This is a genomic window from Paenibacillus sp. strain BS8-2 (genome assembly GCF_054483835.1).
The window spans coordinates 2,952,977-2,977,223 of the sequence record NZ_CM137010.1 but is presented as its reverse complement, the minus strand read 5'-3'; the positions used below and the strand labels follow the sequence as shown (position 1 = coordinate 2,977,223).

Annotated in this window: 13 protein-coding genes and 2 pseudogenes; 1 reads left to right on the top strand and 14 read right to left on the bottom strand. The window is 45.3% G+C overall.

Features of this window, described 5'->3' with window-relative positions:
* Window positions 1-131 precede the first annotated feature (131 nt).
* The 13 genes and pseudogenes from ACX1C1_RS12835 to ACX1C1_RS12775 form a co-directional block, all read right to left on the bottom strand.
* Window positions 132-1,793: a response regulator gene (locus ACX1C1_RS12835; protein ID WP_458957458.1), complete on the bottom strand. Its 1,662-nt coding sequence runs from the start codon at window positions 1,791-1,793 to the stop codon at window positions 132-134.
* Complete coding sequence (locus ACX1C1_RS12830) at window positions 1,786-3,555, bottom strand: sensor histidine kinase (RefSeq protein WP_458957457.1); 1,770 nt, start codon at window positions 3,553-3,555, stop codon at window positions 1,786-1,788. The genes ACX1C1_RS12835 and ACX1C1_RS12830 overlap by 8 nt, the downstream gene beginning before the upstream one ends.
* A 268-nt stretch (window positions 3,556-3,823) precedes the next feature.
* A complete protein-coding gene (locus tag ACX1C1_RS12825; RefSeq protein ID WP_458957456.1) occupies window positions 3,824-5,944 on the bottom strand; it encodes a heavy metal translocating P-type ATPase in 2,121 nt (706 codons plus the stop codon).
* Window positions 5,941-6,306 (bottom strand): ArsR/SmtB family transcription factor, encoded by a 366-nt coding sequence (locus tag ACX1C1_RS12820; RefSeq protein ID WP_458957455.1) that lies wholly within the window; start codon window positions 6,304-6,306, stop codon window positions 5,941-5,943. The genes ACX1C1_RS12825 and ACX1C1_RS12820 overlap by 4 nt, the downstream gene beginning before the upstream one ends.
* A 249-nt stretch (window positions 6,307-6,555) precedes the next feature.
* Window positions 6,556-8,187 carry a response regulator transcription factor gene (locus tag ACX1C1_RS12815; RefSeq protein ID WP_458957454.1) on the bottom strand — a complete coding sequence of 544 codons (1,632 nt, stop codon included), beginning with the start codon at window positions 8,185-8,187 and terminating at the stop codon, window positions 6,556-6,558.
* Window positions 8,188-8,232: 45 nt separating this feature from the next.
* Window positions 8,233-9,072: a carbohydrate ABC transporter permease gene (locus ACX1C1_RS12810; RefSeq protein ID WP_458957453.1), complete on the bottom strand. Its 840-nt coding sequence runs from the start codon at window positions 9,070-9,072 to the stop codon at window positions 8,233-8,235.
* On the bottom strand, window positions 9,069-9,953 hold the full coding sequence (locus tag ACX1C1_RS12805; protein WP_458957452.1) for a carbohydrate ABC transporter permease: 885 nt from the start codon (window positions 9,951-9,953) through the stop codon (window positions 9,069-9,071). Before ACX1C1_RS12805 ends, ACX1C1_RS12810 begins: the two co-directional genes overlap by 4 nt.
* Window positions 9,954-10,030: 77 nt before the next feature.
* Entirely contained in the window at window positions 10,031-11,347 is a 1,317-nt protein-coding gene (locus ACX1C1_RS12800) for an ABC transporter substrate-binding protein (RefSeq protein ID WP_458957451.1), read from the bottom strand.
* A 150-nt stretch (window positions 11,348-11,497) separates the two neighbouring features.
* Entirely contained in the window at window positions 11,498-13,270 is a 1,773-nt protein-coding gene (locus ACX1C1_RS12795; protein WP_458957450.1) for a sensor histidine kinase, read from the bottom strand.
* A gap of 68 nt (window positions 13,271-13,338) precedes the next feature.
* Complete coding sequence (locus ACX1C1_RS12790; protein WP_458957449.1) at window positions 13,339-20,478, bottom strand: endo-alpha-N-acetylgalactosaminidase family protein; 7,140 nt, start codon at window positions 20,476-20,478, stop codon at window positions 13,339-13,341.
* A gap of 748 nt (window positions 20,479-21,226) precedes the next feature.
* Window positions 21,227-21,994 (bottom strand): annotated as a pseudogene (locus ACX1C1_RS12785) (TOTE conflict system archaeo-eukaryotic primase domain-containing protein); the annotation flags it as partial.
* Window positions 21,957-22,112: a hypothetical protein gene (locus ACX1C1_RS12780; protein ID WP_458957448.1), complete on the bottom strand. Its 156-nt coding sequence runs from the start codon at window positions 22,110-22,112 to the stop codon at window positions 21,957-21,959. The gene ACX1C1_RS12780 and the pseudogene ACX1C1_RS12785, both read right to left, overlap by 38 nt.
* 116 nt (window positions 22,113-22,228) lie before the next feature.
* A complete protein-coding gene (locus ACX1C1_RS12775) occupies window positions 22,229-22,474 on the bottom strand; it encodes a hypothetical protein (RefSeq protein WP_458957447.1) in 246 nt (81 codons plus the stop codon).
* Here ACX1C1_RS12775 and ACX1C1_RS12770 point away from each other — a divergent pair.
* Window positions 22,473-22,661 carry a tyrosine-type recombinase/integrase gene (locus ACX1C1_RS12770; RefSeq protein ID WP_458957446.1) on the top strand — a complete coding sequence of 63 codons (189 nt, stop codon included), beginning with the start codon at window positions 22,473-22,475 and terminating at the stop codon, window positions 22,659-22,661. The two genes, ACX1C1_RS12775 and ACX1C1_RS12770, sit on opposite strands and share 2 nt — an antisense overlap.
* A gap of 419 nt (window positions 22,662-23,080) precedes the next feature.
* Here the strand turns inward: ACX1C1_RS12770 and rlmD are convergent.
* A pseudogene (gene rlmD / locus ACX1C1_RS12765) lies at window positions 23,081-24,023 on the bottom strand (23S rRNA (uracil(1939)-C(5))-methyltransferase RlmD).
* Between the last annotated feature and the right edge of the window lie 224 nt (window positions 24,024-24,247).

Sequence of the window (24,247 nt, the reverse complement as noted above, 5' to 3'; positions counted from 1 at the left end):
CTCGTTGTAACGACTGCAGGAGCGCTTTTCTCCTCCATGACACAAGTATAGTAACTCGCACACACCCGTACTAGATTCACCTGTTGACAACCCGTTACATTCCTTGACTACTTCACAACAAGCCGCAACGGCTACAGATCTCGATACTCCTGAGGCGTCATGCCCATGTTTGATTTGAAGAAGCGGATGAACGATAACCGGGAATCGTAACCAACCATACCGGAAATTTCATAAATTTTACAAGCGGTATGCTTCAGCAATTCTTTTGCTTTCTCCATCCGCGCCATATTGATATATTCAGACAACCCGATTCCCGCCGCCCTTTTGTACAATCTCGACAAATAGGAAGGATTGAGGTGAACGACGCCAGCGAGCTTCGCCAAGGATACATCGCCTGCCAAATGACTGTCGATGTAATCGTTAATTCGGAGCACGACAAAATGTTCGTCCTCCACGACCGGATAGTCGCGATTGTCGAACAGCAGCTCGGCCAGCTTACGAAAGTAGGAGCGCAGCTCCTCCCAGGACAGATTGACATCGACATGCGACAAGCGGTCCAAGCCGATCTGCGGGGCCAGATTTCCATCCAGCGGGTACTGATTAAGGTGAGAAAGGAAAACAGAAGCAAGCCCGTGATATACCTCCAGCTTAACGAAGCCAGAGCGGTTCTCGAGCACCGCTTGATCGATAATTTCATCAAGTAAGCTATTAAATTCAGACTTTTCATCATGCTCGAGATAATGGCTGAGTAGTCCGATCTTTTTCATTTTGCGATTGGCCAGCTTCGCTTTGGCCGCTTCAAGCGAGGAACGCGGGGCATGCTGACCGGCCAGACTTCTCAGTCTCACCTCGCTGCCCGTCCCCTGCTCTCCCCACAGCCGCGACAGCAGCGCGTCATTGGCCTCCGGAAGTGCTTCCCATCGCACAGCGGCATGACTGATTGCAAATGATACCGCCAGACCGATCGTCTCGCGACAATTCATCTGAATGGAATCAAGCTCATCATATACCCATTCAAACCAGGCATCCTCCGCTTCGTCTTCAGAACCTGCTCCGGTCTCTCCGTGCGATTCGGCCGGCTGTAGCAGCCAAGCCACATTCGAACCGTCCACCTCCGCCGCTACCAGCCTTACCGCTGATTGCAGCCTTTCCGCTGCGATGTTCTGAACTGCGTACAACATTAGCTTTCGGCCTTCGCGCGTTTCTTTGCCGCCCCACGAGTCAATGCGTCCAAGCAGTACATACACCGGTTGCTCCGTCGACAAACCGATCTTCATCTCGTCAAATCGGGAACGAATAGCGGATTCGGATAGAGGGGCATTACCCTTAAGCAGCTCGTTAATGTACTGCTGCTGCAGGAGCAGTACCGCTTTCCTGTTTTGGGAATCCACCTCCAGCAGTTTCCGGTTTGCCACCGCTGCCACATTAAGCTCTGCAAGCGCCTTATCAACAGACTGCACGATGTTGTGATCGCTTTCTGTCTTCAACAAATAATCAAAGCCGCCGCCAGATATCGTTTGTTTGACATATTGAAAATCGTCGAAGCTAGTCAGGAATATGACTTTGCATATCGGCCAGCGCTGCTTGATTTCGAGCAGCATCTCTGTTCCTTCCATACCCGGCATTCGAATATCGGACAGCACGATGTCAATTCTCGTGCGACCTAATATTTCAAGTGCCTGGTGTGCTGAATATGCCTTATACAGCTCAAGCTCCGGCTTCATCTTGCCAAACATCTTCAATAACCCTTCAACAATGACCGGCAGATCATCCACAATCAGCATTCTATGCATACGTCTCCGCCTCTCCGTTGCTATGATGTTTAAGCCGAATTTCCACACATAAACCGCCGAGCTGCGACCTCGACAACCTCAAGCCGCTTCCAGGGCCGAACATCAGCTCAATTCGGCGATGCACGTTGATGACGCCAGTTGTTTCTTCCATAAAGTTTTCATTCCTGGACATATTCGCCGCCAATGCCTCCAATTGGGCATCTGACAGCTCTTCGCCGTTATCCTCGATCCAGATCGACAAATAACCTTCCGATTCGGAGACGTGTACCCAAAGCTCTCCACTTTGAACAAGCGGGCCGAGTGCATACTTATAGGCGTTCTCCAATATAGGCTGAACAATCTGCCGCGGCACGAGCAGCTCCCCATACCCGTCTGCAAGCGGCTCAAATTCGACATCAATACATTCTCCGTAAATGATCGACTGCATATCCACGAAGATGCCCGCTTGCTTCATTTCCTCCCGCAGCGGAATTTGATCGTCCGCATTACGAGTGATGAACCTGAAATACTCGCCCAAATGCAACGAGAACTGATAGGCGTCGTCATTCGCACCATTTTGAATCAGGCGGTTAAGGCTAAACAGGCAGTTGTACAAAAAGTGAGGATTAATTTGGGATTGCAGCCGTTTGAGCTCGGAGCGCTGGCTGAGAATCTCCTTCTTGTACACTTCACTGATCAGCACGTCCAGCCTGCCTACCATGCTGTTGAACCGATGATATATGTATTGAAACTCGTCGCGTCTCTCGCTGACCTCAATCGGCAAGAGCTTGCCGTCCTCCACCTTGCGAAAAGCGGCTACGAGACGGCGCAGCGGATGATGGATGATGCGGTAAATCGAAATAGCAAACAAAAGGACAATACATAATGAAAATCCGAGCAGCGCCCAAATCCAGCGTTCATAACGATGCAACGGACCAAGAACCTTTTCCTCCGGAACATACACAAGCAAGGTGGTATTCAATACATTCGATTTGTGGTACGAAATTAGATAGGGATCACGCTCGAACACAGAAGGGCTCATACCTGACGACATCTCTTCCGCCAATTGCGTCTCCGCAAACTCCATCATCCCCTGCGTAACCTCATCGTTCTGCTCATTAGTAATTGTCCAGTCCTCATTGGCGTTCAACAGGATCGAATTCCCTTGATCCGGACTGACTATATGCCTCAGACTTTCGCGCAGCTTGTCTGCCGATAGCTCGACAACAATGACGAATACAGGCTTCCTCTCGGATGATGCGCTCACAGGAAAACGCATGCTCATAAATAACCGTCGGCCAATTGCCATGACCCGGCTCGGATCTACATTATTCGCCAGCTTCTCATATTCATCTGTGGGAATGTAGGACAAATAATCGTTGGAGACGACCGTTCTGTTGCTAAATGGGAGAAAGACCTTCGCCTCTGCAATGTACACACTGGAGGCTTCCAGCATATGGAGTCGATCTTGGACGACGAGCACTTGGCTTCTGCGACTATAATCCATGATCGGATCCTCCGAAATGCCAACCTCCATCAGTTGTTTATCAATCGCAAATTCCAGCATCAGCTGGCTAATACCTTTAAGCGCAATCTCCAGCGACTGTATATAGAACTCGTCCCTACTCTGAACAGATTTGAATATTTCCTCATAAATCGTACGGCTCCCTTGCTGGTTCAGCAAAAGCGTCATCCCTGACAGCGGTAACAAGACCGCCAATAAAGCTGTAATCAGCTTGGCAAAGATCGTAAATCTCGTACGTTTCTTCGATGAGGCGAACATGATCTGTCCCTCCTTTGCTATCATTGTATGAAATGCGCACTGCGCATCCAAGTTACATCTGTTGACATCGCATTGCATCTATTTACTTCTAGTAGTAATGAGTATTTTAACTCATTTATCTCCAGGAGTTGGAGGAAATCGGATATATTTGATACGACTTAAAGGTGCAGATTGAGCTCATTTCTCCGGGAATGCCGATTTGCACAAAAAAAGACGTTTCGCATCCATACACGAAACGTCTTCTCCTTCTTCTTCGTCTCCTTCTTCTTCAGTCCCTCACCCGCAATAACCTCAACCCGTTCAAAGTTACGAGCAGGGTAGCCCCCATATCAGCAAAGATCGCCAACCATAATGTCAGCCATCCTGGAATAATAAGAAGCAAGGCGATTATTTTAATTGCAAGTGAAAATGTAATGTTCTGCTTAATGATCGACAGTGCTTTACGGCTCAATTTTATTGTGAAAGGCAACTTCGACAAATCATCTGCCATAAGAACAATATCTGCTGTTTCCAGGGCTGTGTCCGTTCCTCCTCCGCCCATTGCAATTCCAACTGTCGCAGTTGCCAATGCTGGAGCATCATTGATGCCGTCACCTACCATAGCGACCTTTCCGTGCTGTTGCTGAAGCTGCTTCATGGCTGTTAATTTGTCTTGTGGCAACAGTTCAGCCCGGTATTCATCTATGCCCACTTGGTGAGCAATCGCTGCAGCTGTACCCTTGTTATCGCCTGTAAGCATAACGGTTTGTGAGATGCCTAATTTGCGAAGCTTTTCAACGGCTTGCTTGCTTGTGTCGCGTACTTCATCAGCCACTGCAATCAGTGCATGTATTTCATGTTCAGTTCCAAGAAGCATCACGGTCTTACCTTGACCTTGAAGGAGGGCAATATCCTGACTGATCGTTTCATCAATATGATTTGACAGCACTTCTTCATACAACCGGGGGCTTCCAATGAAATACAATATACCATCGATTTGCGCTCTAGCCCCTTTACCCGTAAGCGAAATGAATCCATCAGCAACGGGAATTTGCACCTCAGAATTGTCAGCCTTCCTTACGATAGCAGAAGCTAATGGATGTTGTGACCACTTCTCAATTGCCGCCGCAATAGCGAGACACTCCCTTGCAACAGCAGTCCCGTAAACCTTAATATCCGTTACATCAGGAACTCCCTTCGTCAACGTTCCCGTTTTGTCAAAAGCAACAACGGAAAGCTTTCCCGCTTCCTCCAAGTGGACTCCGCCTTTTATCAAGACACCGTTCCTTGCGGCGTTACCTATAGCCGTAACAATTGCAACAGGAGTAGACACAACTAATGCACAAGGGCAACCGACAACCAGGACGGCTAATCCTTCATAAATCCACTTCGACCACTCTCCGTCACCCAGCAGAGGCGGCAATATTGCGATTGCCACTGCAATGATCATAATCGCAGGCGTGTACAGCTTAGCAAATTTGTCAACAAACGCTTGAGAAGGAGCACGTTCTGCTTGCGCTTCCTCTACGAGGTGTATTATTTTTGCAATTGTCGTATCTTCAACCCTTTTCGTTACTTTCACTTCCAATAATCCTTCTTCATTAATCGTGCCTGCAAATACTTCATCATCGATCCTTTTGCTGACCGGTATAGATTCTCCTGTTATTGCGGCTTGATTTACTGTCGAGTTACCCTTGATGACATTTCCGTCCATAGCTATTTTCTGCCCCGGCTTAACGATCATCCTATCACCCACACGGATTTCATCCACATGAACCGTAAATTCCAGGCCGTTTCTTATAACAGTCGCTTCCTTCGGGGCAATGTCCATAAGGGAACGGATGGATTGTCTCGCTTTATCCATCGAATAGGATTCCAAGGCTTCACTTATTGCGAATAAGAATACAACGGTTGCCCCTTCGCCCCATTCTCCAATCGCCGCTGCTCCAAGTATGGCAACGGTCATAAGCGTATTCATGTCGAACTGCAGGCGAACCAAATTCCGAAGACCTTTCAGAAACAGCTTAAATCCGCCAATGAGTATAGAAAGAAGGTAGGCAACCATCGAGAATATGTTTTCCTCGCCCCATTGCTCCGATATCCCCCATCCTATAAGAAGCAAAAGTGCAGAAACCGCTGTGCGAATGGTTGATTCGCGCTTCCAGAACGGTTCTTTGGTCATCTCAAGCTGTTGCTTCTCAGGATACACCTTTAGCCCCTCAAACGCCCCTGCTTTTTCCAGCTCCTCCATGCTTGCGTCACCAAAGATCGTAATTTTAGCCGCACCAAAATTAACCTGCGCATCTTGAACATTTGGAAGTGCTTTTACATTTTTCTCATACGTGCCTGCACATCCCGTGCATGTAAATCCCTGTACTCTGTATACGCTTCTTTTCAGGCCCTCAGTCATACAGGTACAACCTCCTTACGATGAGCCATTGCAAGCATCACAAGTTGTTTCACATGTTCATCATCCAGCGAGTAGAACACCAGCTTGCCTTCTTTGCGTGAGGTTGCCAACCCCATATGTTTGAGCAGACGCAAATGATGTGAAGCAGTGGCAATACTTGAGCCGATAATATTGGCTGCATCACAGACACATAACTCCTCTTCGATGCAGAGAGAATAAGCTATTTTCATTCTCGTATCATCCGCCAGCACCTTAAACATACTTGCAACGGTTGTCGTATCCTGCTTCTCCAGATCGTTCCTTACTCTATTCACCTTTGCTTCATCAAAGCATAAAATTTCGCAACAATCTTTTTTGGACATGTCCCCATCCGCCTCATTCAAATACATGTTTGAATAGATTATAACCTATCCTGAGAATTAATCAAATGATTGTTTGAATGACTTGTCTTCAAACGAATATGCCCAATATTGATGGTTTGCATGGAGTCATTCCTTTCGTATAACCGCAGCTAATGAATAGAAAAGGCCGAGCAACGATTGCTCGACCTTTTATTTGATACAAGTGAACCTATAAACCACCATTCGTTTTCCTTTCAACAAACCTTCATTCTACCGTTGATCTTGGCGATATGATTTTGGGCTAACCCCTGTTATTTTTTTGAATATTCGGCTAAAATGCTCCGCATTGACATAGCCGACCATCTCAGAAACGTCGTATATTCTATGACCTGCTTGAAGAGCCTCTTTCGCTTTCGTTATTCGCAATTGCGTCAAATATTGTATAAAGCTATTGCCGATTTCCTTTGCGAATTGTTTGCTTAAGTAACTTTCACTGACACCGACCAATTTGCTGATCGTGGACAGATGGATTTCTTCGTTATAATGTTTATCTACGAATGCTTTCGCTTTCGCTACGGGCCGGCTAAGCCAGCCTTCAGCATCGTTCTGCATAGGCTTAAGAACCATACGGAGCTGCTCGATCAGTTGTTCAATCCACACAGAAGATTCGCGAATCGTACTCAGCTTGCGAAGTTCTTCGATTGGATGCTCGCCTTGCGTTTCGTTAAGCACATCATTCCATGACAATTCTTTCTGATACAGCAGCGATCCGAGATCCCAGATCAGCTCGCCTAATGCCGATACAATAGCGTTGGACTCCGCCGGGAATCTCTCGACCAGCTTGTCCATGCATGGCGCAAGCTTCTCTCTCCAAGCAGCTTTTTCAGGATCGGTAATCGCTTTCAATAGCGCAGCTTTACTGAGCGACCACGTTTTCTTCCAATCTTCGTCTTGCATATCCGCAATCGCAGTAAGCGGCTTGTCTGATTCTGGATAATATAATCGGTCGTAGCCTTCGTAGTATGCAAGCCCAGACAGTCGTTCGGCTTGACGATACAGTCTGCTCCAATCCTCCACAGCTCTCCCTTGATCACTTATGCCGATGGCAAAGCTAAGATTAAGAAACTGCTGGAGCCGAATCATCGCCGAGGATAAGATGCCGTTGACTGTCATCCTCACGGTCATGGTGCTCATATGACTAGGGCAAGAGAAGAACAAACAATAATGGCGTTCGTCAATTTGGCATACCCAGCTCGAGCATTCCTTATCCCATGATTCGATGACCGAACGGAGTGTTTGAACAATCATGTCATGCGTATTTCTAGCCTCAATGACATTGGCAAAGCGAATAATCGCAACAAGATTGTTTTTCTCCCCGATCATTCGCCTCACATAATCCTTATCCGTACTGGAAGGAGTACTTGAAGTGGCAAGACGAAGGACAGTTGCAATAACCTCCTTGTCTTCTGAATCTTCCTCCTGTGGTCGGACTATGCGATCTTGTTGTCTCGTATTCAATTCTCGTACAATCTTCTCTATGACTGAAGCCAAATAACTTTCATCCAAATCGGATTTGAGCATGTAATCATATGCTCCTAACACGAATGCGTCGCGTACGAAGCTATAATCCCCGTACGCACTCAACATAACGATAAGCGGTTTGCGAGCAAATGACGCTTGACTGATCGAGGTCAATAGCTCCAAACCATTCATACGGGGCATCTGAATATCGGCGAACACGATATCAATATCGTCGCGGCTTTGGAGCAATTCCATGGCCTCTATCCCGTCTCCAGCCTCGCCAACAAGCGTGATCGTTGACGAGACAGAGCCTATATATTGCCTGAACGCAAGTCGAACGAGCGGTTCATCGTCTACAATGATAGCTTGATATGTGGACACTTGTCTCCCCCAATCACAACACTTGCTTCATTCCAAACTATTTTATTACCCTTTGACTGCTCCGTCCATCAATCCTTTGAAAATATACTTTTGGAAAATGATGTATACCGTTACACTTGGCACTAGAACAAGGATAATTCCTCCGCAAAGCGAGGACAAATCTGATGATCGCTCGCCTACGAATGACATCAATGAAGTCGATAGCGTGGCTAGTTCCTTTGATGGCATATACAGATAAGGAATATAAATATCGTTCATAATCGTTACTGCCTTCAAGATCCCGAGCGTTGCTGTCGCAGGCAGAAGCAAAGGGAAAATGATAGACATAAAGGTTCTAAGGTAGGAGGCGCCGTCCAGCATCGCACTTTCATCCAGCTCTTTCGAAATCTTCTCGAGAAATTGCAAGTAAATATAAATTTGTAGAATGTCCGTCCCAATATAGATTAGAATCGGTCCCACTAACGTATCGTACAACCCTAGCGAATGGATAATTTGGAACCGAGCAATTTCTGTTGTGTATGCTGGAATGATCATTGAAGTGACAAACAGCATAAAGATGATTTTCTTCTGCCTGAACTGAAACCGATTCAATACATATGCCGTCATCGTTCCTAATATCGCATTAAAAAAAATCGTAATAGCGGTCAATCTGACTGTATTCCACAGCCCGACGAGCATGTTGCCTTCCTTAAAGGCGTTTACGAAGTTGTCGAAATAGAACCAGCTATTCGGAAGCGCAAGCGAAGACGAATTAATAAGCTCCTCACCTGACTTCAATGCTCCGAACAATACGATTAATAAAGGCACGAATACGGTAAGCACGATCGCCGCATATACGAAATAATAAAAGACGTTACCTGGCAACGCTCTTAATTTTTGATTCATCGACGTTCGCTCCTATCTTTAATGATCCAATTCTGCACTGCGGAGAAAATAATAATGAGGAACAAGAGAATAACAGCCATTGCGGACGCAAGTCCGTAACTGTTGAACTTAAATGCCGTGAACAACGAATACAGACCGAATGTGCTGCTCGCATTTCCCGGACCTCCGCCAGTCAGTATGAACGGAATATCGAATTGCAATAGAGCGCCGGTAATATTCATGAATAGAACGATCTCCAACACGCGTCGCACGCCTGGCATCGTAACATGCAGTTGACGTTTCCAGAATCCGGCTCCATCAATCTCTGCCGCCTCATACAAGTCTTTCGGAATCGATTGCAAACCAGCTAAGAACAAAATGACGTGAACGCCTGAGAACCGCCATACCGATACGGCCACTAGCGAATAATTGACAACATTAATGTTGCTAAGCCACCCTTGGATCCAGCTCTCAAGACCAAGAGCCGTCAATGCTGCATTCAATGGGCCATCCAATGGATAATAGATAAAGCTGAACATATACGCCACGGCCACGCCGTTAATTATGTATGGCAACAATACGGAAAAACGGAAGAAAGTACTTCCTCTCATCGCACGGTTCAACATGACCGCCAACAGAAGCTCCAGTGGAATAGCGAGCAAATGGATTAGAAAATATAGTCCATTGTTTCGAATCGCAATCCATACATCCGGCATTTCATACAGCACCTTGTAGAAGTTGCTGAATCCAACGTAGTTCTTCGTTAAGCTATAGCCATCCCAATCCGTAAAGCTATAATGGAACAGCTGCAGTGTCGGATAGATCAGAAACAGCAGCAATAGCGAAATGGGAACGAATAAAAAACCGAAAATAACCAATCGTTGCTGTGTGCGAAGATTCAATTCTCATACCTCCTGACATAAAGAAAGACGGGCAATCTCGTGAGTCGAGAGCGCCCGCCTCGCTTATATCTATCTAATTATTTCGTAGCTTCAACTGCTTTCTTCCAGCTAGCGTTCAATTTCGCTTCAACGTCGGCAATATTTGCGCCTGCAAAAATTTCTGCTGCTACTTTTTTCTCATCATATTGAGCGGCTGCTTTCACCTTAGCAAACTTCTCATCAGTAGCGTAATACATAAGCGGCTCGAATGGATGATCCGCATCCACTTTGACGAAGAACGGCAAATCAGCAGTAACATCTGTCATCGTAGATGTATTTTGCTTCTTGTCGATGTATTCTTGGTAAACATCCTTGCTAAACATCCACTCGAGGAATGCTGTTGCTTCTTCTGGATTTTGCGTGTTTTTGCTAATGCCATAGAATTGATCGGACATCATCAAAGAAGTAAGCGGCTCGTCCTTCGTTGCTCTCCAAGGCAGCGGGAACGCATCCAAATCGGTGTCATTCGGTACTTTAGCCATATGATCGGCATAATACCATTGTCCTAACGCAATCATCGCCGCTTTGTTCGATTGGAACAATTGTGTAGATTGATCGAAACCAATTCCTAGCGCGTCTGGACCAGCAAGCTTTTCTTTGGCAATCGTGCTAACAAGATTCGCTACTTTATCAAACGTTGACCCTGCGCCGAAAGGCTCTGGAGTATTAGCGAGATTAGTTAAGTATTGCTCATCATTCGATAGAATGTGTGGGCCGAATTCCGATATCGGATAGAACGTCCAGTCGTCTTTGCCCCCGATGGAAAGCGGGATATACTTTCCATTGTCCTTGATCTTCTGCATGACTGTTACAAACTCATCCAACGTCTGAGGTACTTCTACTCCAACCTCCTTGAAGATGCTAGGACGGTAGTAAACGTACTCAGAGAAGGAAACAAGCGGTAACCCTAGAACGTGATCTTCGATCTTGCCAGGGTACTTATTCCGCGCAGTCGCATCCAGGTCATCGAGCGGCAATAAGGAATCTTTATAAACGGGTAAGTGAGCAGGCTTCATCATGAATACGTCCGGCAAATCCTTGGCTGCAAGTCGCACCTTCAAATATTGACCGCTATTGTCAGGAACCGTCTCAACTTCAACGCTAACGTTCGGTTTAACTGTCGAATATTCTTTTACCTTCTCCGTCCAGAAGTCAATATCTGTTTTTGATTCCCACATGGCTAGCTTAAGCTTCACCGGCTGAGCGTTATTTTGCGTAGAATCCTCAGTCTTCTGATTGTTCGAGGTCTGAGAACCATCCGTGTTATTCGTCGCGTTACTGCCGCATCCTGAGAGTATGCCCACCGATACTAATCCTACTGCAAGGGTAGCATTGATCCATTTCGATCTTTTCATCTTCTAAAAACCCCCATATTCTGATTTTTTCCTGCTGGTCCTTCGTCTAACCTGTTATAAATATACATCGAATGAAAGCGCTTCTACATGATGGTTTTTATACAAATCTGATCTTTTTTGATGCTTTATCATGATCATAAAAATCAGGGATCAAGACGCTTCAGCATCATCAGCAGGCTGAATAATAATCGGCAGACGAACGAATACCTTGGTGCCGTGCGGCGTATTAGACTCGAAGCGGAGCCCATATCGGATTCCGTAATGCAGCTGAATACGATTGTGCACATTCACGATTCCCATCCCGCTGAATGTGTCCTGCGTAATTCCAGTTGAAATTTGATGCATCATATTTTCCGAAATACCTTTTCCATTGTCCGAAATTTCGAAGATGAGGTCATTCCCCTCTTCTCTCGCTGTGATTTCAATGGCACCTGGATAATTAATGTTTTTTAAGCCGTGCGTGACAGAGTTCTCTATGATCGGCTGCAGCAGCAGCTTCAATAGACTGCACTCCGTAACACTGGATTCGATATTCCACACTGTCGTGAACTGAAGTCCGTACCGTATTTCCATTATGTATAAATAATGTCTCAGATGATCGATTTCGTCAGAGACCGTTGTATGCATGCCGCCTCGATTAAATGAGGAGGATAGCAGGCGAGTAAGCGCATGGGTCATGTTGCGAATGTTATCCGCCTTACTGATGAGTGCCATGAATTTAATGGAATTAAGCGTATTAATAAGAAAATGAGGATTGATCTGCGACTGCAACGCTGCGAATTCTGCTTTACGTTTATCCTTCTCATTAGCCTCCTTTTGCTCAATCAGCACCTTCACTTGATCCGTCATCTGATTGAACGTATTACCGATCTTCATCATTTCCATACTTCCTTGTGCATTAATCCGCACATCCAAATCCCCTCCCGAGACCCTGTTCATTACGCGCAGCAGCTCACGCAAATACTTGGATATATTCGAGACGAAATAAAACGAAAGCAATAGAAATGCGATTCCGATAACCGCGCCAATTACGATGATTATCGCAAAGGCTTGTTTATATTTCATAATTAAATCGTCATAAGGAATACGCTGAACGATTTTCCAATCCGAATTAAATACATTCGAATATGTAACGAGAGATTTTTCGCCATTCGAATCTACAAAAGAGCCTTTATTGCTATTTCCAAACCTATTCATCCAATCTTCTGGTATCATGCTACCTCTCTCGACCAACGTATTTGTTGCTACCAGCTTACCTGATTGGTCGACGATCGAGATTTCAGATGTTTGGTTATCACGGGATAGTAGGATGTTGTCGAATGCATCGCTATTGAAGGTGAACAAGATGAGTTCAATCTCATTAAGAGCGTTATAATCGCTAACGGCTATCGCAGACGCCATCATGTACGAATTATAGTTACCGTATATCAGATTCGGTAGCATACCAAGAAATTGAACGCGGTTCGGCTGTTCAAGCGTTTCATTGTACCAGCTCTGCTGGCGTACACTATGATCGTCCTCTACCATATTTCGTTGATACGAATAGGAGTCTCGCTCTGAATAGAAAAAGTTGATCGACAATAACCGTCCCGATACCGTAGAGGTATATTTTTCGATGATGGTTTTCAGCTTATTGTTCGCCGATTGTTTAGCTATACCTGATGACAGATGTATGTCCGAAGCGACGGACTGCACCTCGGGATCTACGCCGATGGATGCAAACAATCCTGCCATTCGGTTGATTTCCTGCTGGACAGAATAGGCGATCGCCTCGGTCGTCTGCAGCGATCGCATTGTATTCTGCTCTATCAAATCTTGCTTATACATGTTTAATACGAAGAAACAGATCAGTAGAATGGGAAGAAATACAACAAGTATAAAAAACATCCTCAATATCGTCGTAATGCGCCATTTTCTTACCATGGATGCTCTCTCCTTAAAAACAGCAAGAAGCCGTCCCAGTGGACGGCCCTGCTGTATAGATGTGGAAACTACTCCAAATAGTCAAGTAACCTATATAGTAACACCGCTGTTTGTGCTCTAGTCAGTTCTCCTTTTGGATTGAGAGAATTGTCCGTATTACCTTTGAAAATGCCGAGCTGGAGGCAAATGCTTAGTGCGTGTTGGGACCAGCTTGCTACTTGATCCGCATCATTAAACAGATCCAAAATCTTATCTTCCGAGCTGTTAAGCGTCGGCAGCTTGCCTTTCATCTGAAGCACTCTTGTAATGATAACCGCCATTTCCTCACGTGTAATGGCACGTTCAGGATCAAAGCTGTTGTCACCGGCTCCATTCATTAATCCTGCTTCCGAAATTGCAGCAGCCGCTTCAGCATACCACTTATCTTCTTCCACATCCGTAAACGAAGATGAAGTGCTTGCTTTCAGATTAAGTATCCGTGTGAAGAGAGTTGCGATTTCGGCACGGGATGTAGAAGCATTCGGAGCAAACTTTTCACTGGATTGACCATTGAAAATGCCTTTTTTCACTAATGCTTCGATTTCCTTGCTCGCCCAATGTCCGACTGTGTCCTGGAATATAGACGAGGCATCCGGATCTGTTTCCGGATCTGTTTCCGGATCTGTTTCTGGATCTGTTTCTGGATCTGTTTCTGGATCTGTTTCTGGATCTGTTTCTGGATCTGTTTCTGGATCTGTTTCTGGATCTGTGACCGTTCCTGGATTAGATCCTCCGCTGTTAGCCGTTACTTGTACTGTAACAATCGCTTTCATTGCAGTACCCGCAACAGTACCTTCAACTTGGAAGGAGCCTGCTGCCGCATATTGCGAAGGGTCAATTGAATCCCATACTACAGAGACCGCTTGCGTCGAATCGTCACTGTAGGTTGCGATCACTGTCGCCGGCAACGTTGGCGCTTGTCCCGCCTTTGTCTGCACCGTCACGCCTTGGATACTTGTCATTTCGACAACTTCTACAAGCTCAAGATCGGTTATAGCATTCTCCAGATTCGTTCTCGCCAAGTCGACTGTCTCGATCGTTGCATCTACGTCTGTCATCATCGCAATTGCTTGCTCCAGCGCTGTTGCAGCAACCTCCCATGACTCGGCAGTATAATCCGACTCCTGCAACAACTGTGCATCAGCAATCGTTTGTGATAGAAGTGCGATAGATGCGTCAAGTCCATAATTCTTAATATAGAAATCATCGATGATTAGTGCAAAATCAGAGCTTGCAGAATTGGAGCCCGCAGTCAAAATTTTGAATACAACTTGATAATCTGCTAGATTACCCGTCGTAAATATCTTGCTGTAGCGTGCAAATCCACCAGCTGCTTCCCCGGCTTTATTGCCCGGATTCGCCTTTGGTTGCAGCGTCTCGTTCCATAGAACGGTACCATTAGCTCTCGATCTCACGGACACTTCATAAGTAACCTTACTTTCCATTGTGTAAATGAAACCTAATTCATATTCCTTATTAGGCTGTAATTTTACACTGGCTTCATTTGATTTAATATGTTTGCCTACGTCCTTCTCATTGAGCTTTAATGAGTTATTCCCATCAAGCACCCATGTCATCGCAGGGCCAACTTGATCAATGCCTGGCAGAACGATTGGGTTATTATCCTGCGGATTACTTTGATCCGAGGCAATATGAATCTGACGGCTTCCGCCACCATATTCGAAAGGCCCCCATCCTTCATGTACATTCTCGAAATCTTCGTAGATGATGTAACCTGTATTATTGACGTTCATCTCAGTCGTCGTATGCTGCCAAATTCGAATATCATCGAATTGTACCGCGCCTGTTCCTGCTTCAGCTATTAGCTTAACGGTCCCCGTCGTTACACCGGCTGGAACTTTGAACTCAACGTTCATTCTCTGCCATGACGTTCCCACGTATTTGAACGAGCTCTGGTGAACACCATCGATGCCTGTTACATAATTCGAATAGGTTTTGCCATCCAGGATAACTTCAAGCGAAGACTTCCTGCCCTTCGGCGTTTGAGTCCATACGCTGACCGTATAATCCTGTCCTGGCTGCAAGTCTGTAATCTGCTGCTCCAATACGCCTGCATTGCTGCCAAGCTCTGCGAATCGATTCCAGTTGGACCTTCCGACTTCTTTCGTAATATCATATTCCACATCGCCTTGTACCATCTTAATGGAAGCGTTGGACTGGTCATCCGCGAACCATGACCCTGCAACGTTCAGCTTCTCGGAATTGAAGGCAAAGTCCTTAATCAAGCTGCCATTACCCCAGTCCCCTGCAGAAGGAACAATCGACAGAGCGTCAGCCGTCGCAGGATACAATACATAAGGAGTGTTCTTGTTCGCCCCAGTGATCGTTAACTCTCCGCCCACATTGGTAAGCGTATCGATTAACACCTTTCCTTGTTGCGTCAATTCATACATGTCAAACGAAGCTATGTCTTTGAACTCATCAGTTAACTGCCATGTCGTTGTATTACCGGTCGTATTCCAGTGATACAGCTTAGCCCCATTATTGACGTCTAACTTTTCATTCGTCTGGATATCCCAAGTCCAAGGAATTAACGAGTCGGCTTCTCCAGCATGACGCTCAGATGAATCCGTCGTTGTTCCCGTATCCATCCATGTAGAAATAATTTTACCGTCTTGGGAGAGCTCAATCTTGTTCGTGTTACGATTCCTCTTGGAAACAACACCATCTTCGAAAGTGACTTGATCCGTTTCATACTTCAATACACCATGATGCTGCATGAACTTAGTCGGGAGCACTTCATTATAGAATACGGTCACGCCCTGCTGAACATCAGGCTTAGAATCTCCCCACGTCGTAACGCCTGGAATTTTCAGACCTTTAAACAGTGCATTGCCAACAAAGATATCCAAGTTGTTTTTAACCATTCTGGACAATATGCTTTTGTTCCCTTGGTTCGGGTATCCCAAATCCGGTCCCCAGTGAACAAAGTTCACACCAGGCTCCATAGGTCCCGAGAATTCTGTGCCTACTTTCACCCCGAGGTCATTGGCGTAATCCAACAGCTTCTGTCCGTTAAATTCATTGCCTGTATATACGTCAATATAGTAGAAATCAACTGCAGGATCGTTCGGGTTAGCTGGATCTTTGGTCAGATTATACAAGTTAGCCATGCGAGACTGAAGTTGACCGGTCAACACATCCTTCGTCTGATCGACATAATAACTTGTATCGATCCAATCCCAACCTTTCAGCAAATTATCTTGCTTATATCCGTTCGATGTTGCTCGACTCAAATTCGGATAATACAATTCATTCGCATCGAGATGATATTCTGTGGCGTTAAGATGAACGCCTACGCTGAGGTTATATTTATGACCCTCGTCAATTAAATGGTTAAACTCCTTTAAACCACCTTGTCTTACTCCAACATTGGAATACGATGGAATATCATCATCATGCCCTTCCGCTTGATAACCCTTCTCCAGAATCATTTGACCGAATCCATCGGTATAGTTATAGAGTACTTTACCGGTATCCAGCGCGTTCAGGAACGGATCATTCGCTTGGCTCGCGAAATTGAACGCAATGTACATCATATTGTTCATCATATCTTCTGCGCCGAACGGCTGCGTATAAATATTTTGACGGTAAGCAACTGCTGCATCTTGCCAATCTACCTTCGCATCCTCATTCTGATCTTCGGTAAGAGCAATCTCGAACCAAGGCAGATTTTCCGTTACATCACTTTGAACATGACGATACGTCCATGAGCCGGCTTTCATTGCAATCTTGCTGACAAGCGGCTTCTTTTCCGCCTTCACCAATATTTTATTACCGCCACTCATCACATTGTTTTCCATCGAACCGCCTAGTCCGTTAGCGCTCACCATCGTCATAGTCGTACCGAACGACCCCGACACTGCCATATTAGCCAAGTTTTCTACAATTTCTTCCGTAACTCCGTGCCATTGGCCATCTGACTTGCTCCATGCATAAGTGGCGCCATTCATCGCACTATTCACGAAGAATACCGTACTGTTCAACTCCATGGTTCTGATCTTGATGTCGCCGGACTCTTGGATGTCAGTTGCTTCGAATCGGATTACATGATCAGGCATGATTTCAATGAATGCTTTAATAACAACATTGATTTCATCCACGCTCATCGTATATTCGTATTTGCTCTCGCTTACTTTCTCCGATACCGTCGTCGTCACATAGTCCATATTGTTAATTTTGATCGTATTTGTTTGATCTTCAGCTGCTAACATCGTCTTACCATTCAGCTCATAAGAAACAAAACTCGGGAAGTCCTTATTAATCGTAACAGTTAATCCGTCTAGCGCAATTGTATCTGTTTCCGATGCCAGTTGAAGCTTCGGCATAGACTCCTGCTCTACGATTTTCAGATTAGCAACCGTCATGCTTTTACCGCTGTACCAACCCCGAACACCGAATTTCCCGGCGTCCATCGAAGCTTCGTTGTCCGTGACAACTCCCATATCCTTCCTCACGCCATCTGGGCCGGTAATAGCGAAAGACACCGTGCTTCCTATTAATTGAAGTTCAACTTTATATACAGTATTTGCTGCCATCTCATAATTGACAGGGAAGTTGGAATCATTTCCGTTAGCAGAAAACTTCCACTGACCGTTAATATCATGAACGATAGACACGTAATGCGTAATATCTTTACCTCTCAATATAAAGCCGTAACGTCCGCCATCCGCTCCAGGATTAGCACTTGTTTTGAAATCAAAGGTAACCTTCTGGTCTACCATTTCAGGGCTATTATGATCTGTTACAAAAGATACGCCTGGCAGGTTCAACTCTACACTACCTTCTTCGCTTGCCACGACAGTTGGAGAGCTCGCATCCATCGCTTTCCAATTAGGCTCTGGAGTCGTATAATCCGGCGTATAGATTCTAATTTCCTCGGCTGTCATCGCATCAACTTTCACATGAACGGCTGCATTTCCAGCATTTACAATTCCATAAGGCCCTTTGACGAAACCTTCCGCTGGAACCGTGCCGACAAATACCCCGTTCACATAAAGCGATAATTGATTATCAACAAGGTGAACCCTCATAACAACATCTTTGTTTGGAACAACTGCAGTACCGCTGCCAATTGGTACATTACCTGACACACCGTCAACGCGATATACCCAGCCCCCTTGTCCTTCATGAACAATGGACGCATTACCAATCTTCATCCCCACAAGCGATGTATCTGCCTGTAGCTTCAACTGATACATGCCGTTATCGACAGGGAGAACCGTATTGTTAACTGCAACACCTTCCGCTACTATGTCGCCTTCCAAATACCCATTGCTAACCAGATCATGACTAAGTCCAGTCCAGTCAGATGCTGAGACGGTCTCATAATATTCTTCAAAATACAGCTTGTTTGCCAGTAGGGACGTGTCCATGTTTAAGAATTCTTCTGTGAATACGATATTATCCACATACAATTCTCCAAGGCCATATACACCAAATTGGCCTATTCCAAATTGCTGGCCAGCTGGCAGCTGAGCTGTCAGCTTGGCGCCATTAATGCTTAATGAAACAGAAGAATCGGAATATTGCACACCAACTTTATTCCAATTCAACAACATAGGAACTGAATTTAGCCCGTCTGTTCCTGTGAAATTATAGGTAGCTCCTCCTGTTTCCAACTTCCATTGGCCATCCGAATACTTCACAATGGAATTGCTGCCAATCGCGAAACCGATGTCTTGCGTTGTCGGTTTCACATCCAACATATATGTAGCACTTTGTAATGAAGGTGCATCCGTGTTGAAAGATGTTCCTGACAGGTTGGACAGTTTCAAGACGCGATTGCTGCCCTCTTTTATAATGGCACTCGTAGCATTAGTCCAGTTGCCTTGCACTTCATCTTGGAAGTTATTGTTATATTCTACAATAGCTTTCGGCGATACGATCTTATCCGTGTACTGCACGTTATCAATGTAGAGTTCCACCGAGCTCCTGATCCGAAGACCCAGACGTCCGGCTGTTGAACCGAATTTATCTAACGTAATATTGCCAATCAATTTTTTATTTAAGTAGACCGTTATCGTTTGTCCGTTAAAGTTATACATCAGATTGTTCCATTTTCCTTGAATCGGATATGGAATATTAAGCTTACTGCCCCAACCGGAATTGGATTCCGGTATCCACTGATTCGGATCGACACCAATCTCGTTAAATACGCTTCCAGAGTCGTTCATTCCGAAACCAAATGCGAAGCCTTGGCCATTGCCAAGCGTAGCAGGCGAAACCAGCTTGAAATCTAGTGACAGCGTGCCCTTCTGAAGCTGTGGCGCATCCAAGTCTACACCACGTTCACTAGATGTTCTCTTCACAGACAGCACTTTGTTTCCGGTAATGTCCGTTTTAACTGTCGCATTAAGATTGGACCAATTCGGTGTGTAAGACGGATCCTCATAGTCCTGCACATAGTCAATGCTCGGTTCTTCCATCGAACCGGTGCCTTGGATATTCAGCGCTTTAATCAACACCGTTCCCTCTGCATACCGTTTATATAATGCAACCTTGCCCAGCTCGGCCACCTGACTCAATAAATTGGTATCTTTGTTGTAGTAGGTTATGCCATCAACTACGACTAGTAACCTTTCTCCTCTAAATCCGATTTGAATCTGATAATCCGTGTCCCGCAACAGCTCAGGACCTGTGAATGTTTCCCATGCTCCTGAATTATCAGGGGCTTGAATGACCCATGTCGTCCCGCTGTCGTAACGAATGGCCAAGCCTTGTGTTGAATTGTAAGTACCTAGTACAAAACCTATATTACTTTGAGCTGTACTAGAATATCGAAGTGTTGTGTCTATAACACCCGCAGACAGCCATGGGCCATTATCCCAGGCAGCCACAATGCTGCCTCCCGACAATGTGCTCATATTCACGGTTAATCCGTTATTTACAGAAGTCGTTCCGCCGCCCCTTACAAAAGTCATAGGCTCAGGCTGCATCGACTGATAGTTATTGGCGTAGGATACCAAACTCTCTCCTGCAGGAATATTATCCTGAATGTCGGTCAATAGTTGCGAGTAATCTGTATCCGGCTCAGCCTCATCAGCAAACGCCGCCTGAGCTGGCAATGCTGCAAGCTGAGCAATAATAGCAAAACAAAGCATCCAAATATGCCACTTGTACCTATTGCTCTTATTATTCTTAATCATACTCTCAAAGCTCCCCCTTTTTTTGTTCACGAAGATTATTAATAATATAGAATAGATGAAAACGCTTTAAAATGATCATTTTTGGTTTTACATGATTATTTTTGATTAATTATATCATTCACATTAAAAACCTATCACAAGAAACAATTACCAATGGTTGCATTTCGTCAGCAACGGGAGTTACTTGAGGAGCACCTTCCATGGAGTCCAGCAATTAGTCAACTTTGTAACGTGGAACTTATGATTGATACATTTCGTTAGATGGAGCGCGGAGTGCTCTGGAAACTGGCACACTCCATGCGGAGCAGGGGAAAAGCTGGAGATAGCATCAAATGCTTACCTATTACTACTATCGCAGCTTGATCGGACTGTCAAACAATAGGAAATCCATTCAATCGTTAATTGGCACATACCTAAAGAAAATATCCACTAGGATATTTTAGGGTTGTGGGAGCAACTAGCTGAATCGAGGTTATCGAACTTGAGGGCATGTGGACAACTGGATCAGGAGGAAAATAAAATGAATGAATGGTTTACAGTTGAACAAATTGATGAAGACACTTATGCGATTAGTGAATACAAACGTTGGGAGGGGAGGCTCACTGTTGTTTACTCAATGGAACAGAACAGAGTAGGCTATATACTTTGCATAATCCTCATAGCAACCGATAACCCTCCGTTTTCCATACGTTGGAAGCCTCATTGCTTGAGTCTTATAGAAATCCGGATTCTGAAATGTCGCAAGATTTTATAGCCGCTTAATGAACGGTGACGACAAATCCTTTTTTTCAATATAAACCATATTGGAATAAACGACATTTACTTGTGAGGGCAAGTCAACCGAAAGTACAGCAGTTTGTTCGCTGTTTCCTGTTTTTTTCCAGGGTGGATCCTGCTCGGCAGTTTCGTTCCAAGCACCGGCACTGAGCAAAGAACCTTCTTTTGTCATTTCATAGATTAAATGTTGAACTCGATCTATCGAAAGCTTCTCTATTCCCGTTAGATAACTCCACTGGTCCTCATAAGGCTGAAACGTCTCGTCCACAAATACGCTATTTCCATCCCGACGAGAAACTCCCTGCAGAGGAAGTGCAATTAAGTTACCAAAACCGCCTTTTGGTAGAGTATCTTGGTTCGGAAACAATCGATCATAAGAATCTAAAGAAATCTGATACCGGCGTTCCATCGTCTTCGTTAATATGACGTATCCAAATTTCCTTGCGATAATAGCATCTATCGGTTGCTGAAAAAAGAACCAGATATGTCCTCCATTACCCGAACGAGATCGCTCAAGCGAAGCCGGAATGTGCCATTCCTTGCAGGTTACCACTATAGCTGCAACATCTTGCTGCCAATTTTGCTTATCGAAATCCATAGCAAGAAACCAACAAGTCTCATCTTTAAGCATAGGGTAGACACCAATTGTACGATTTATTGAAGCATCGAGATGCCGATAAAAAATTTCATCTGACAAAGGCTCAAATGCTTGATAGGCGCATTCCGAGCATTTTATTTGAGGCTTTTTGCAAACATTCGTCCATTCTTTCTGGCAAACCGGCGAATATCCTGATTTTCTTAAGAGCTTCTATTTCTTTCAAAGCCCTAAATAATTGTTGTTCCAGGTCGTTACTCATACTATCTCCTGAAATTATAGGGGTTTTGGACTTGTCTTTATTCTATCATAGGGGACTAGCTAGATTGATATGAAAAAAACCGGCTCTCTAACTTATATTAGAAGAGACGGTTAAGCTTAATTTGAATCATATGAGTTCCATTCCTCACGCGATTTGACCACTTCTTCTAGAAGTTCTTTTCCTCGTTCAGGCGTTAGAGTACCGGCCGCTTCCAAAAGGTCATCAACGGAATAGTCGTCTTCTTGAGCTTCCACAGTTTGCTTGTCAAGGTCAATCAATACACGAGGGTTATTTATGTTGAGATTTTGAAGGATGGATTTTATCGCATTCGCAGCTTGTTGATCCCTTTTTGTGGGGATCATGGTTATCCCTCCATTGTCAAAATTGATAACTAATTATAACACAGAAGATGCCAATTCAATAATTACAAATTCCCACATTAGCGTGGAAATTCAACTCCGAGTATGTATGCGTCGTATCCTACCTGCTTTCCAACACATGCAACTGGAGGACATCAAACCCAACCATATTGTAAATTTTCTTCTTTAGATTCGGTGATGAATTTCGATCTTTCCGGAGGACAAGCCTCCGTTTTTTTTATCTCCACGGCTGCCTTCTTTTTCGAGTTTATCAAGATCTAAGCCGCACAATGACAATAACGAAGACGCCTAGGAGTTTCCTGGCGTCTTCGTTTCATTTCGGTTCAATTTATACTGAACTCTTCTTGAATAGCTTTATGACACTTTTAACTTATGTATGCTTAAATTCTTTGTCCTTGAGAATGAAATCCTGGATGGATTTACTGAGCTCCTCTAGTTCCATTTCACTTTATACAGGGGAAGTGAGCACAGCTTGTCCCGAATCCGTAATACGCTCAAGCACTTCTTCAAAATTTTCTGGAACGAGCTGAATTTTTATTTTGCTCATATTCCCCTCCCACGAATAAACGATTAATTCGATGGTTGATACTACTCTGTATCATACTTCACCAACAAAGCGACCGACTCCACGTGCAGTCCAAGGAAACATATCCACCGGCGTTACCTCCACCGTGCGGTAGCCGCCGTCCTCCAGCACGCGCAGATCGCGGGCCAGCGTGGACGGATTGCAGCTGACGTAGACGACGCGCTCTGGGCGCATCTTCAGGATCGTGTCCAGCAGTGCAGAGTCGCAGCCCTTGCGAGGCGGATCCACGACGATGACGTCGGCCTTTGCGCCTTCTTTGCGCCAACGCGGAATGACCACTTCGGCTGGTCCCGCCTCGAAGGTCGCGTTATCCACACCATTAAGCGCAGCATTGCGCTTCGCATCCTCAATCGCCTCAGGTACGATCTCTACCCCGTACACATGCCCGGCCTTGCGCGCCAGAAACAAGCTGATCGTGCCGATGCCACAGTAGGCGTCAATAACGTTCTCGTCACCAGACAATGCCGCATATTCCACAGCCTTGCTGTACAAGGCAACCGTCTGGGCAGGGTTGACCTGATAGAACGACCGCGCCGAGATCGCGAACCTGATGCCGTCCAGCTCATCATAGATCACATCGCTTCCCCATAATGTACGTGTCTCGTCCCCAAAGATGACATTAGTGTTATGTTCGTTCACGTTCTGCACGATACTCTTGAGACCCGGCAACTCGGCGCGCAGCTGCTCGATCCATTCTGGCTGTCGAGGGCTATTCGAGTTAACAGTAATCAACTCATCGAACGCGTCACCGCCCTCCTTGTTGATCCCGAGCCATTTGGCGATAGGTCCGAGCGAATGGGTCGGATACGTGTTTGCGTTAAAATCGCAAATCATTTCGCCTCGCCAAGTTAAGCTGCCGTCACTGTAATGCAGCAAATCTCTGACATCGTGGATGTAGCCGCACTCCGCATAAGTAATTTCCCCAAATGCCCCACCACTGGCCATATGCTGGATCATCATATTTTCACGTGTATAACAATAATTTTCTGCCATCATATAAATAAGTCCGGTTTCCTTGACCGCTTCAATCATCTTCCAGCTTTCTTCCACGGTTTGTGATCCGATCACTTCGCTTAATACGTGTTTCCCTGCTTTAAGCGCTAAGATTGCCTGACCTGCGTGAATCAACATCGGCGTTGCCAAGAATACTGCATCAACCTAGGAGCTCT

Bases quoted from the DNA above. Each gene is read 5' to 3' on its own strand.
- ACX1C1_RS12835 (WP_458957458.1), bottom strand. From the start codon at position 1,793: ATGCATAGAATGCTGATTGTGGATGATCTGCCGGTCATTGTTGAAGGG.
- ACX1C1_RS12830 (WP_458957457.1), bottom strand. From the start codon at position 3,555: ATGTTCGCCTCATCGAAGAAACGTACGAGATTTACGATCTTTGCCAAG.
- ACX1C1_RS12825 (WP_458957456.1), bottom strand. From the start codon at position 5,944: ATGACTGAGGGCCTGAAAAGAAGCGTATACAGAGTACAGGGATTTACA.
- ACX1C1_RS12820 (WP_458957455.1), bottom strand. From the start codon at position 6,306: ATGTCCAAAAAAGATTGTTGCGAAATTTTATGCTTTGATGAAGCAAAG.
- ACX1C1_RS12810 (WP_458957453.1), bottom strand. From the start codon at position 9,072: ATGAATCAAAAATTAAGAGCGTTGCCAGGTAACGTCTTTTATTATTTC.
- ACX1C1_RS12800 (WP_458957451.1), bottom strand. From the start codon at position 11,347: ATGAAAAGATCGAAATGGATCAATGCTACCCTTGCAGTAGGATTAGTA.
- ACX1C1_RS12795 (WP_458957450.1), bottom strand. From the start codon at position 13,270: ATGGTAAGAAAATGGCGCATTACGACGATATTGAGGATGTTTTTTATA.
- ACX1C1_RS12790 (WP_458957449.1), bottom strand. From the start codon at position 20,478: ATGATTAAGAATAATAAGAGCAATAGGTACAAGTGGCATATTTGGATG.
- ACX1C1_RS12780 (WP_458957448.1), bottom strand. From the start codon at position 22,112: ATGAGTAACGACCTGGAACAACAATTATTTAGGGCTTTGAAAGAAATA.
- ACX1C1_RS12770 (WP_458957446.1), top strand. From the start codon at position 22,473: ATGGTTATCCCTCCATTGTCAAAATTGATAACTAATTATAACACAGAA.
- ACX1C1_RS12775 (WP_458957447.1), bottom strand. From the start codon at position 22,474: ATGATCCCCACAAAAAGGGATCAACAAGCTGCGAATGCGATAAAATCC.